The 12,961-nt window shown below is 40.0% G+C and carries 8 protein-coding genes; 3 read left to right on the plus strand and 5 right to left on the minus strand.

The features are described 5' to 3' along the window. Nucleotides 1-3: 3 nt before the first annotated feature. Both ACRWQM_RS02880 and ACRWQM_RS02885 read right to left on the minus strand, forming a co-directional pair. The gene (locus ACRWQM_RS02880) at nucleotides 4-1,215 is read right to left on the minus strand and encodes a porin (protein WP_434931211.1); all 1,212 of its coding nucleotides are present in this window, start codon (nucleotides 1,213-1,215) and stop codon (nucleotides 4-6) included. Between the two features lie 615 nt (nucleotides 1,216-1,830). Beyond that, complete coding sequence (locus ACRWQM_RS02885) at nucleotides 1,831-4,755, minus strand: TonB-dependent receptor domain-containing protein (RefSeq protein WP_434931212.1); 2,925 nt, start codon at nucleotides 4,753-4,755, stop codon at nucleotides 1,831-1,833. Nucleotides 4,756-5,159: 404 nt separating this feature from the next. On the opposite strand from ACRWQM_RS02885, the gene ACRWQM_RS02890 reads away from it, so the two are divergent. After that, on the plus strand, nucleotides 5,160-7,343 hold the full coding sequence (locus ACRWQM_RS02890; protein ID WP_434931213.1) for a winged helix-turn-helix domain-containing protein: 2,184 nt from the start codon (nucleotides 5,160-5,162) through the stop codon (nucleotides 7,341-7,343). Nucleotides 7,344-7,545: 202 nt separating this feature from the next. Further along, nucleotides 7,546-7,968 (plus strand): thioredoxin TrxC, encoded by a 423-nt coding sequence (trxC, locus tag ACRWQM_RS02895; RefSeq protein ID WP_434931214.1) that lies wholly within the window; start codon nucleotides 7,546-7,548, stop codon nucleotides 7,966-7,968. 88 nt (nucleotides 7,969-8,056) lie between these two features. Here the strand turns inward: trxC and ACRWQM_RS02900 are convergent, their stop codons facing one another. After that, on the minus strand, nucleotides 8,057-8,515 hold the full coding sequence (locus tag ACRWQM_RS02900; protein ID WP_434931215.1) for a nuclear transport factor 2 family protein: 459 nt from the start codon (nucleotides 8,513-8,515) through the stop codon (nucleotides 8,057-8,059). A 411-nt stretch (nucleotides 8,516-8,926) separates the two neighbouring features. On the opposite strand from ACRWQM_RS02900, the gene ACRWQM_RS02905 reads away from it, so the two are divergent. Beyond that, a complete protein-coding gene (locus tag ACRWQM_RS02905) occupies nucleotides 8,927-10,528 on the plus strand; it encodes a mannan-binding protein (RefSeq protein ID WP_434931216.1) in 1,602 nt (533 codons plus the stop codon). A 207-nt stretch (nucleotides 10,529-10,735) separates the two neighbouring features. On the opposite strand, the gene ACRWQM_RS02910 is transcribed toward ACRWQM_RS02905, so the two are convergent. Together ACRWQM_RS02910 and ACRWQM_RS02915 are read right to left on the minus strand one after the other, a co-directional pair. Further along, complete coding sequence (locus ACRWQM_RS02910; protein ID WP_434931217.1) at nucleotides 10,736-11,929, minus strand: serine hydrolase domain-containing protein; 1,194 nt, start codon at nucleotides 11,927-11,929, stop codon at nucleotides 10,736-10,738. Between the two features lie 129 nt (nucleotides 11,930-12,058). Beyond that, nucleotides 12,059-12,883, minus strand: coding sequence for a hypothetical protein (locus tag ACRWQM_RS02915; protein WP_434931218.1), 825 nt, complete (start codon nucleotides 12,881-12,883; stop codon nucleotides 12,059-12,061). Nucleotides 12,884-12,961: the final 78 nt, after the last annotated feature.

A 12,961-nucleotide genomic window follows, 5' to 3' on the forward strand; every position in this document is an offset into this window, starting at 1 on the left:
CTATTACAAGGTATAACGAATACCTATGGCGATACCATCTTCTTCTGATAGCGACATTCTGGCTTCTTGTTCTTGATCAGCGCTAGTAAAGTCACTGAAATCTTTGCGACCTTCAACATATAGCACTGTGTTGGTATCCCATACATAGTGTAAACCCATGACCACGAACTGGCGCTTAAACACGTCGTTTGGATCGGCGTTAAAGTTAGGTTGAATAACATAGTTACTGCCGGCATTTAAAATATTATACGATATCAATGGGCGTAAACCGTTTTCAAACTTGTATGATAACAATGATTCGACACCGTATGCGTCTTTGATTAAACGACCTATGTTATCGGTGTCATGGTTTTCTTGTTTGTTATAGTTAGCAGCAGCATAAAGGCCATCATTGTCAAAGTTGCCCCAGGTGACACCTGCACCGTAAATAAGATCGATAGCGGTTGTCTGTTCGCCATTGCCAAATTGAACATCAAACTCACCACGGTTAATACCAGCGGTAAATGTTAGCATGTCAGTTGCACTATAGGTTACAGAGCCGCCATAGGTGTAGTTAAAGTCAACTTGCTGGGCTGCTTTTTCACCATTTTGAAATAGCGATTCACAATCAGCCTGGCTAATTTCTTCGCTTGTATCACAAGTATAGAAGCTGCTGTTTTTAAGCTGCGTTTGAACGGCAAAGCTGAAATCACCAAAGGCATTACGGTACTGAACAGTTTTGTCACCACGGCCAACACCGTTTACAGCGCCATCATCTTTGTTATAGGTATATACGCCAGCGGCATTACCGTCCCAAACGAAACCGTAGTTAGTGTTATAAACCACATCGTACCAGGCACCCCATTGCTTACCTATGGTTAGCGTACCGTAGTCGTCATGCTCAAGCCCCACATAACCTAAACGATTATAAAAAAACTCATCTTGGACAGATTCAAAGCGGTTGTTATAAACAATATCGCTGTTACCAACAGGGTTGACACCCCACTCTAATTTAGTAAAAGCATTCCAGCCATGGGTTAATTGACGATCAAAGCCAAAGTTAATACGTGAGGCGCCATTAACCACTTCAGTTTCACCCTGAGTATTAATGATACGTGCATCAACAAAGCCGCCAATTTCGACAGCATTTTTATCATCTTTGTAAATTTCTATAGCTGAAACAGTCGGGACAATAAACAGTGTTGAAAGCGCGGTAGCTAAAAGTGTGGTTTTCATTGGGTGATTAACCTTGTAATTTGAGGCGGCAAGCTGCACCTCGTGATTTTATGTCTTTGTTAGTTGAATTTGAGATTAGCAAAGGATGCGCAATCCCTCCAAGACAAAAAACATGATTACAGGCGATAAACATCACAATTTCTAACTCATTAACCGATGATAAACAGAATTAAATGCTATAAAAACACCATTGAAACACGGTGGGAACAATAGTTACATTGAAATAACATTGTTTTTGCAGTGTAGGGATAGAGAAATAAATAAGGTTAAATAATGACCTTATTTATTCTTTGAATCAATAGAGTGATTAACTTCATGCCAGCTTAGGATTATTCGTACCCAAATAAGTTGACCGTGTTGCTCAGTTTACCAGCCAAATAGTTGCGCTTATTGCGGTGATGTTTGCGCCAACATTGCGGCTTTCATTGTGGCTTCTTGGCTAACGGGAGTAAGTGATAATATAAAGAGTTACCCATCCGTGCCCAAATTGAGCTTTTAAATATCAACAGGCCTAAGAAATACCTTATTATTTAGCCAATAAAAAAGACCCTAAAAAGGGTCTTTTTTTGCACATAATGACTTTAACAATACCTGTTTAAAGTCATGATGCTAAGTTTAGAAGCGTTGTTTGAATGAAGCATACAAGTAGCGACCAGGAATACGGTACGACGGATCGTAAGTATTAGCAAAGGCTGAGTATGCTAGTGGTGGCTCTTTATCGAATAGGTTACGAATACCTACAGATACAGTGCTCTCCCATGGCGTATTCCAACCCGCTTGAGTATCAAAATAAACTGTTGGAGATAGTTCATTTTCTGGTGCAGATACTTCAGTGGCAACCACTTCAGTAGTACCTGGTTTAAAGGCATAACTTGTTGCCATATTGTCAGGATTACTACATAAATCACGCAGTTCAGGTTGGTTTAAACCAGTTGCAACGGTAATAACGTTAGAACAGTTTTCGGTTTGCTTAGATAAGAACTGAGCCGTTACCGAAGCGAAGTAGTCATCATTATTCCAACCTAATGTTAGGTTAGATTTAACTCTGAACTCACTGCCGCCGCCTGATGCGCCAGGTGTCAACTTACCAACATAATTACCGTCTGAGATATTACCATCAACGTTTACTTCACCACGATTTGGTTTACCTATGTCACCGGCATAATCAACATAAGTTGAGTCCCAGTTAACTTGCCATTCACCAATAGAAGTAGTGAACTGGTAAGTGACATTTAAGTCATAACCTTCGGTTTCAAGACCACCAACAAAGTTTTGAGATAATGCTAATAAGTTTGATATTTCACCTGGGTTACCATTTAACGTGCCAACCATATCGCGGCTAATTAAACCACAATATTGGCTGATACCTTGGATGTAACAACGGTCAGCAATAGATTGCGCCGTGTTAGTACCAATAGCGTTCTCAATTTGTACGTTATACCAATCTAACGTTAAGCCTAGGTTTTCAATTTGACTAGGGTTATACACAAAGCCAAGAATTTTTGAAGTCGATGTTTCTGGTTGTAACTCTGGGTTACCACCCACTTTCGCGCGGAATTGTGGATCTTTTTGTTTAAACGATGGGCTTACGCCAGCGGCTAAACAGTTTGCACGCGTTTGCGCAGAGTTAGTATAAGCTACAGAGTCGATATCACATGGATCGGTAGCTGATGGGCGAGAATCATTTTGACCACTGTATAAGTTAGTTAACGATGGCGCACGGAAACCGTCGCTAGTACTCGCGCGGAACATCAGGTCATCATTTGGTGAGTAAGTTAGTTTAAAGCTTGGGTTGGTTGTGTTACCAAAGTTTGAGTAATCCGATACACGTACCGCAGCATTAAGCTCTATTTTCTTAATAAACGGTAGGTCTGCTAGAAGTGGAATAGCGGTTTCAGCAAATGCTTCCGATACCGAGAAACCACCTTCAGTTGGTTGTGCCGCATTGTCACCTAATACTTGACCCGCAACGGTTAAAGGATCTGGTGAGTCATAACCTGCATGGCGTTGATATTCAACACCCGCAACCATAGCTAGCATACCCGCTGGTAGCTCAACTATATCACCCCCAAGGCTGGCTCCATAGTTATGCAATGATTGCGACGCTAAGTTGCGAGGCGATACTGAAATGTATTTAAGCATTTCAGGGGTAACACCGTCTGGACCACCAAAAATATTTAATGGCACACATGCAGCATCACCATTACAGGTTGCTACGCCATTTGTAATGCTTGACGCACCTAATGCCTTTTTAACCTTGTTAGTATCAAAGAAACCATTTTTCAAGAATACAGAGCTGGTTTCAGAGAATGCGGCAAATGCATCCCAGTAAAAAGAACGATCTGCCAGTTCAAAATCACCCTCAAGTCCACCACTTACACGCCATGTATCGACATCTGCAGAAAATGAGCGAGGTGCAACGATAGGACGGAATGAACCGCCAATAATGTCTTGATCAAATGGGTTGTAAGTCGAATCTTTAGAAATCGCTAAACCGCCCATAGGTTGTGCAGCTAATTGCGCTTCAGAACTTCTTTTTGAGTACATTACATCTGCTTTAGCGGTTATATCATCACTTAACAGATGTGCTGCTTGTAAGTATAAGCTGGTTGTTTCAGAAGGCTGCTGCACATAGTTTACTGGTGCAAAGTTATAACCATCACTTAAACGGTCATACAGTCTAAAGTCACCCACGCTGGTACAGTCTTGGTTAGCAACACAACCCTGTTTGTTTGGGTCTAAGGTATATGAACCTTTAACACCATCAATAGTGGCGGTATATTGTCCATAAGGTGTTGTTGGACTTGCACGGCCACCAGAACCAGAAATATTAGCTGGAAGGTTATAAATAGGCACAGAAGAAATATCGCGTTCGCCACCCAAAATTTCTTGCTGTTGAGTGTAAGCTACGTTCATTAAAATAGAGGTTTTTTCACCTTGACTACCTAAGGTAATAGAAGCCGTTTCTTGCTGGCCACCGCCTTGCTCGTAGCCGCCGATTGTGCCGGCAAATTCAGCGCCTTCAAAGTCATTACGAGTAATAACGTTAACCACACCACAGATTGCGTCCGTACCGTAGTTTGCTGCTGCGCCGTCTTTTAATATCTCAATACGCTCAACCGCAGCTAATGGAATTGTTGATACGTCAACGTTACCACCTAATTGCGGGATCCAACGACGGCCATTAATTAACACGAGTGTTCTTGCTGAACCACAGTTACGTAAGCTAACCGTTGCCGCGCCACCTGTATTGCCGTTGTTGGTTTGTAAACCTAGTGAAGCGCCGTTAGTCGACACTTCTTTTAGTAGGTTAGATAAACTACTTAAACCAGAACGGTCAATATCTTCACGACTGATATTTAACAATGGTTGTGCGGTTTCTAAATCGGTACGTTTGATACGAGAACCAGTCACAGCGATACGTTCTACTTTATTGTTTGCGCCTTCTGCACCCTCTGCGGCATACACTATGCCCGAAGAAGAAACAGTTACACCAAGTAGTGCCATTTTAATTGCTAGCACCATTTGTGTTTTTTTCATGTGGTAATACTCCCTGATAACCATTTTTATTTTTGTTGTTTGTTGGGTCCAATGCACTTTCAATTGGCTTGCGCAGAGCATCTGTTAACGGAGTGTGACAAACAACAATCAAAAGGTGATTTTTTGGTGATATTTGGTGATTAGATTGTGATATATGGTGATTTTTGTTATTGATTTGCTATTATCGCCGCCATTGTTAATTATCTAAAAAAAAAGCGAGCACGCGGCTCGCTTGAAAATATCCAGGCACAACAATAAAGATGGAACAGGTCAATTATTTTGTTTATCCATTGTTGACATGCGAGAGTAACAAATACGTAAACGAATATAATGAGTGAAAAGTGATTTATTACTGATTTCATATGATTTAACAAAGGATTGTTATTGCACTAGGTGGCGACGGAATGGATATGCTGTTAGCAAATAAAAATTATAAAATAAATAGCTTAACGTTAGATTTTTCAACACAAACACTCGCTTTACATGCGGATAAATTTGTCCAACTTAAGCCTCAATCATTTCAGTTACTGTACTATTTTTGCCGTAGTCATCATAAAATTGTCAATAGAGAAGAATTGATAACTCATGTGTGGCAGAGCAGAATTGTCAGTGATAATGCCATTAATAGAGCGGTATCACAGTTACGTGCAGTTATTGCGCAGTTAGACCCAAACATTGAATACATACAAACATTACCTCGTACAGGTTATCGCTTGTGTGTGAAGGTTGTTGAAGCAAACAATCTAATCGCGTTCGAAAGTGCACCAGATAATACATCAGAAAACACTGTGCTTTCTCCTTTGGTATCGATATCAAATCCTACAGCTATATCAAACCCCACATCTATATCAAATTCAATATCTGTAGCAAATTCAACATCGGTTAGTATAGACAGTGAGCAAGCTGATAACCCATCCAACACAAAAAAACGTTTTATCACAAGCTTAATGTCACTGCTACTCGTTATAGGATCAATAACGGTATTATCTGCATCATCAATTTCAACATGGTTAAAGGGTAAAACTCAGCAATTAACTAGTGAGGCATATACTTACCTACCAGGTGCTGAATATGACACCAGTACATCGCGAGATTGGGTTGTTTATATTAATAGAGATGGGCCTGAATATACTGTCATTGCCAATAATAAGCATAACGAAAAACAAGTTGTTTTACATAAAAGTGCAGACACTATTCGTTTTCCTAAATTGTCGCCTAATCTAGATTATATGAGTGTTTTTTTGCGTAAAAATGAACGTTTAAACTTGAGAGGGTGCCAACTTAATGTGTTTAGTTTTCATTCTTTAGCCCTGTTAAAACAGTATCCATGCGGTTTGGGCAATGTGGTTAATCAACGTTGGATCAATAGCTCCACAATCCAAATTGTGACAGCGACAGAAGACCAAGGCATTAGTACCATGACTGTTGATGTTAATTTATCTCAACAACCACCTAGTGTCAGTCGAGCATTTTCTGATGTGCACTTAAAATTTATTAGCATTCAATTTTCACCTAGCGGTGATGAAATAGCGCTGCTGAGTCGTAATTTAATCAACAACCAAACGCAGTTAAATGTGTTTTCTAATTCATCATTAATCGCTCAACGCAGTATCATACTTCCTGGTGTAAACATTAATGCCGTACTTTGGTTAGATAATGGTAACTTTATGTGGTTAGAGTCTGGGCAGTTATTCACCACTGATTCAACAGGTATGGCTCGAACAGAAGTCGTAACCGACATAAAGGACATTACATTACTCAATGCTGTAGATGGCGATAATATTTATGTTAGTCATGGTCAAACTCGCACTAATTTGATCAAGGTGGCAAGTGATGGTAAAGAGCAGCCGGTGGCAATATCATCGCGAGACGAATTTATGCCTGTTTTTTCTCATCATTCTGAACAGTTTATTTTTTTTAGTAATAGAACTGGAAGCAATGAAGTCTGGTTAAGTCGTAATGATAGTTCGATTAGCAAAATACCATTGCCAGAACACGAACTATTAATAAAGCCAATACAATGGTCACCTGATGATTCACATATTGTGATGACGACCAAGCGCGCTATTGTGATTTATTCATTTGATGATGCTAATTTAACCGAAATCGATATGCTTAACTTACAACAAATCGGGTGGATAAATAATACAGAATTAGCTATTTTAAACGGCCAAAATAATAATGAATTAACCTTCTATAATCTGAGTAACCATACTCAGAATCAGGTTGTCTTGCCCGCCTCTATTGCCCACTTTCAAATAGTGGATGAAAAATTATATTTCAGTCAGCATAACAGCAGCGACATCGGCGTATACAACTTAGCTACCCACAAAATTGACTATTTAGGCGTTGAGGCCAACAGCGGCCAAGGAATGTGGCAAATAGAAAATGAGTTTCTTTACTACATGCCTATCAGTCAGGATAAATTGCATATAGAGAAATTGAATCTGAAAACCGGGATTAAGCAGCCTGTATATTATTTTAACATTACAGATGCACCTATTTTCTCGATTTCATCGTCACTCAATATTTTAATACAGCGGCAGATACGCGATGAATCCGATGTCAGTAAAATCTTGATGCACTGAAAAATAGTACCGTCGATTTTAACTGAATTTTATATCTGAATGGTTTATTGATGAGTTTTATCTGCTTTCAAGAGATATTATAGAGGGCATATTTTTGATGAATAACACCTCAAGTGGTAATTTTTTAAACCATTTTTTATAATTTTTCGTACTTAGACTGTATTGTTTATTATGCCAATAATGAAGTTAGAAAGGACTAAACATGATCATAGCTTGTCCCCATTGCGATACTTTAAATCGCGTGCCACAGGATCGCCTTGAACAACAACCTACTTGCGGTAAGTGTAAGCAAAGCCTATTCGTGGGCGAGCCGATAGCGCTTACTGCGGCTAACTTTAGCTACCATGCGAACAAATCAGAATTGCCATTAGTGGTCGACTTTTGGGCCAGCTGGTGCGGTCCTTGTAAAAGCTTTGCTCCAGTATTTACTCAAGCAGCTAAAACATGGGAGCCCATATTTCGCTTTGGTAAACTTAACACTGAAGAGCAGCAAGCATTAGCCGCTCAATTCAATATTCGATCTATCCCAACCTTAATGGTCTTCAAGCAAGGCAAAATAATTGCACAGCAATCAGGTGCCATGCCAGCATCATCATTCAACCAATGGCTAGAGTCAGTAAAATAGCCTTTTAGGTTTTTGATAGGCCAATATTGAGATAATCATAAACGCGACAATAAGATGTCGCGTTTTGTTATGGCGAATCTAGTTCAGGTTAGTCATTCTCGCTGTGGCCGTAACTTAATACTCGGGTAATTTGCCACTTATCGTTAACCTTGTGCCAAACCATCACAAACTTAGCTTTACCTTCACATTCATTCGTCTTATTTTGACAAAAAATATGCACCCCTTCAGTGATGGCGCCAAAGTCCTTAATCGAATGTACGTTGAAAGTCCCCTCAACCAGTTTTCGGCTGTAATGACCACATGCATTATTTTTGGTGTTGGCTATCATGCTATCTCGATCCCAGGTTACCCCGCCATTATCGTGATAGAACTCAACATCAGATGCAAAAAAACTAGCATGTTTTTCCAGCTCATCCGGACTTTGACAACGATTAAATGATTCAAATACCTCTGTATCTAAGGCTTTCATTTTGTCCGTAAGTATTAGGTCATCAGCAACTGCTGTCATTGAGAAAAATACTAATAAAACTAGGGCGATCTTGGTCATTTTTTTCTATTCCTAGAGTCGTGAGCAACAGGGTGCATGATAACTCCTTGATCAAACAAGTTGAGCTTTCATTAATATAGTACAGATGTAGACATAGTATAAATATCGTTATTTACCATCATCTTAAGCCACTATAGATTTACATCGATAAACCGTCTTATTTGTTAGATATGCCGCTGTTCGGTCAAGTCGCTTGCTGAAAGCCAGGTCTATTCATGGCATAAATGCTTCTCTACCAGGATGTTAGTTAATGATTTTAATACAGAATAATATTAGAAGGTTCACGTTAAGTAATCTTGACTATAGTCATAACGCTTGCAAGTCATTGTGAGCAATATGCAGGCTATGCATATGAAGAGGCTGGTTACTACCTAAGGGCAATCAGTGATAATTTACATAAAGGAATATAGTATGAATAGATTCTCTAAAAGGAATATAAGCTCATTAGTCAGTAGCTTAGTGTTGTGCGTATCGGGCACCAGTATTGCCCAAGCTAACCAAGCAGCATATGAAAAAACAGGGTCAGTGGCTATGGCGGATATAGCCAAGAGTAAACTAACTGCTCCTGCTGGATTTAATTGCAGTGCAGATGCCAGCTGGTTTACCACACCAAGCTTGCCTGCGGAAGTGAAACAAAGTAATGGTCCTGGGGACAGTTCTTTTTGCGACTTTTATCAGTTTTCCTGGCAAACCTTTAGTTACTTAATGGCGAAGTCACAAACGAATCCAGATGTGCTCAACTTTCAAGATACCAGTCAATTTAATGAACTTGAAGTGAATACTGATGGTACCCCAGCCAACTCCTGTGATGATAAGCATGACTCACATGTATTGTTTATTCGCTCAACAAAACCACAAGAAAACGGCACCACTTTTACGATCCCTGAGCGTATAGGCCAAGCTGGTGGAGGCGCGACTATTTACGATCAAAATGAAAATGTGGTCTATTATGATGTTCGTTTTAGTAAAAACATGTGTGATGTAAAGGCTATACAGCAAAAGCAGAATTTTCCTGGTGGAACCACTGAGCTTAAAACCGCCTGGAAAGTGCTTGGCGCTAATGATGACCCAAGTAAATTCATCACTATGGATGCCAACATTACGCCGGTTAAAGCAGACCAAAAGGACAGCAAAACCACTCAGCTGGGTATGGTGGGCTTTCATATCGCTGTCGCGACCCCTAATCACCCTGAGTTTATTTGGGCCACCTTTGAGCATAAACAAAACTCGCCAGACTGTACCTTGCCCGAGTCGACCACTGATTGGTCTTTTGCAAGTCAAGCCTGTACGGCTAGCTTAAAAGATAACAAGGCAAATTGTGATTTTAATAACCCAACTAAACAAACGGACATCACTGGCGCAGCAACAGAAATTTGTCGTATGTATCCTTATGGTTCGTCACTTGGGGATGCAAATTTTGATGAAAATACCGGTTCGATTAAAACCCTTAATGCTAACGTACAGCCTTATTTAACGGGTAATTTTAAAGTATTGGCAAACTACTTTAATGTGGGGGCTTTGTGGGTAAGTGACATTACTGAGGGATCTTATATTACCCCCACAAACGGTCAGCCAGTGTCGCAGATTGGTAATCAAAGAGGGTCACTAAGACTCGCTAATACGGTGGCTGAAACTGAATATCAAGATGTAAATACCGCAGCTATAAATCTTAATCCAGATCAAAAAAATCTGGCTTCTGCATCATCGCCTTCAGCAGGTTTTGTGTCTAACTGTTTTGGTTGTCATAATTATACCGGTACGGCAAGCACTGCGAGTAATACTACATCTAATAGTTTAAGTCATATTTTCGATGATATCGCAGTGGGCTCGAATCAGTGTCTGGATGTGCAAGCATCTAATACTATTAATAGTCAGGTACAGGCTAAGGCAGACTGCCCTAGTACCTGTACTAACTCTTCTTCGAAACTTAAGTGGAATGGTCAATGGACAAATCAAAGTGCCAGTACTGGTGCGCAATTACCGCAAACAGTTTGTGGCTGTTGTAATCAATAACCGCTAGCGTTATATGAGTTTTATTGGACATAGTGGGGGAGGGAAACGCTACCCCACTTTATAAATTATTTATGCTCAAATTTAATCGCTTGTTTAACACTGCTGTATAAACAGTGACAAATGAATTGTTAGATGTTTGTGTTGGCTTAAAAATATACACTTAGCCCTAACCACTTAAATGAAAAATAGTTAAGTCAATGACAATGTTTATTTCAATGACGCTACAATCTCACGAAAGAATTCAATCGTTTCATGTTTAGAGATTAAGCTGTCTTGAAAGCCTAAATCTGCGCTATTTTTGACTATGACAACATTGTGTTGTTGATTAACGTAAATATATTGGCCGTAGACCCCGACGCAAAAAAACTCACCCGCTTCAGCGCCTGGTGGTAACCATATCTGATAGCCATAACCAAGTTTGTCAGCTTGCGGTTGCAGGTAATCGGCTTGTGCTGTGGTGGCGGCTTTTATCCAAGCCTGTGAGACGATTTGTTGACCATTATATGCGCCGTTGTTAAGCAGTAAACGGCCAAAGCGGGCGTAGTCGCGAGTTGTTAAATTCAAGCCGCCTAATGCGAAAGCAGAACCTTGGGAGTCTGTTAGCCAGTAGGCATCACTTTGCATGCCTATTTTGTCCCACATAGTGGTTTGTAAGAGCTCGACTAATGATTTGCCGGATACCCGTCTTGTAATCATGCCAATGACATGAGTATCCATGCTGACATAACGAAACACTTTACCTGGTTGGGATTGATTAACCAGTTCACTGGTCATTTTATCTAACGAGCCGCCGATGGCCAGCACACGTCCCATTTTATTAATGTCAGAATAGAAGTCCTGATAATCCTCATTCCACTTAACCCCGGATGACATTTGTAAAACGTGTTTTACTTTCACATTGGCATAACCAGAACTTGCTAGTTCCGGTAGATAAAAATCAACGCTTTTTTCAATATCAATTTTGCCTGCATCAACCTGCATACCGAATAGTATCGACACGAATGATTTCGCCATTGACCAGGAGATGCGTTTGTCATCACTTTGGGTGCCTAAAAAGTATTGCTCGTAGGTAATGTTGTCGTCTTTAAGCACCAGCAATGCCGTTGTTGCCCGCCGCGTGAGAAACTCGTTTGAGTGGGTTGTTTGGTTTCGATAGTTAAATGTCTCTGGTAAAGGCGTTAAGTTAACGCCAAAGGCAGAAGGCTCGCCATGTTGGTTAATTTTCTGGTTAAAAAAGATATCGTTCATGTGTGAAAAATTATCGACGATTAAGGCATCATCAAATAGGGTGATCACGCTGTACAAGCGATTAACGCTTTGCCAATTAAATCCAACAATAATGATGATAACAACAAGAATGCTTAAAACAGCACCTTTGATGAACTTTAACAAAGACGACATTGATGACCCCAAATGGATTAAATTTATTTACTGACAATAACTTACCGTCATGCGAAACATAAATCAAATGGTTAGCTGTGAGAGAAGCGTTAACCACTATTGTGTGCATAGCGGGCGCTATTATCAGGTTTATTTCTTGTGCTTTTTAAGCTCATCCATCATATCAACAACCATTTGGCCAATCAGTTCAGGATTTTGTTGGATCTCTTCTTCAAGGGCTTGCTGTTCTTCTTGGTTATTGACCGTTTTTAATGAACAGTAAACGGTAAAAATTAACCAGAATAATAAGTTGACCCCGAAGCTGGGCCAAAAGCCAACAAGAAACCAGCCCACAATGGTGAATATGATAAATCCGGAAACAGCGGTGAAAATAGTCAGTAATATGGTGTTACCTGACACTTCATCGGGATCGTAATTACCTGATACTCGTTCAAAAAATTCAGTGAGAACCTTTCCGTTTTCAGCATCTAATAGAATACATTTAGCACATTGATCTTCACTGGGTAGAACAGAGAAATGCAGGTTAAAGTGTTCGCTAAAGAGGGCATTGGTAAAAGTAAAAAACTCAGCTTCAACCCAGTCAGATTTTTGTGGCCACGCGCCTGTTAAGACTTTGCCATCAACCGTGCATGAAATGGTGGCTTGATTGTCAATGTAACTAGACCGTATGTCGGATACTTTATCGCTTAGCTTGGCGTTCTCAACAAACATCGCCAGCAGACCTGCATAATCATCATCGTTTTCAATGCATTCACAGTCAAACATCACAATACGATCAGCAGCATGTGCTCTAATGTGCTCGGCCACTTCGTTTGGTTCAATGTCTTCATCGACATCTTTACTTACCCAATTGCTTTCTTTTAAAACAGGTAGGATTGTTTCCAATAGCTTTTCTGTTTTGCTGTCCATCATTCCTTCAACGACAGTACCAATAAAATGACTTATAAATATCATCATCATCCTTAATTAAAATACAGTTAAAACAAAGGTATAAAATAGTCTGTAGTTTACCTGCGGCCTTGCCTTAATCCA

It is taken from the genome of Shewanella sp. HL-SH5, assembly GCF_051163755.1.
GTDB lineage: Bacteria > Pseudomonadota > Gammaproteobacteria > Enterobacterales > Shewanellaceae > Shewanella > Shewanella glacialimarina.

Excerpts from the sequence above, each read along its gene's own strand:
- ACRWQM_RS02890 (WP_434931213.1), top strand. The coding sequence starts at position 5,160 with ATGGATATGCTGTTAGCAAATAAAAATTATAAAATAAATAGCTTAACG.
- ACRWQM_RS02885 (WP_434931212.1), bottom strand. The coding sequence starts at position 4,755 with ATGAAAAAAACACAAATGGTGCTAGCAATTAAAATGGCACTACTTGGT.
- ACRWQM_RS02900 (WP_434931215.1), bottom strand. The coding sequence starts at position 8,515 with ATGACCAAGATCGCCCTAGTTTTATTAGTATTTTTCTCAATGACAGCA.
- ACRWQM_RS02915 (WP_434931218.1), bottom strand. The coding sequence starts at position 12,883 with ATGATATTTATAAGTCATTTTATTGGTACTGTCGTTGAAGGAATGATG.
- ACRWQM_RS02910 (WP_434931217.1), bottom strand. The coding sequence starts at position 11,929 with ATGTCGTCTTTGTTAAAGTTCATCAAAGGTGCTGTTTTAAGCATTCTT.
- trxC (WP_434931214.1), top strand. The coding sequence starts at position 7,546 with ATGATCATAGCTTGTCCCCATTGCGATACTTTAAATCGCGTGCCACAG.
- ACRWQM_RS02880 (WP_434931211.1), bottom strand. The coding sequence starts at position 1,215 with ATGAAAACCACACTTTTAGCTACCGCGCTTTCAACACTGTTTATTGTC.
- ACRWQM_RS02905 (WP_434931216.1), top strand. The coding sequence starts at position 8,927 with ATGAATAGATTCTCTAAAAGGAATATAAGCTCATTAGTCAGTAGCTTA.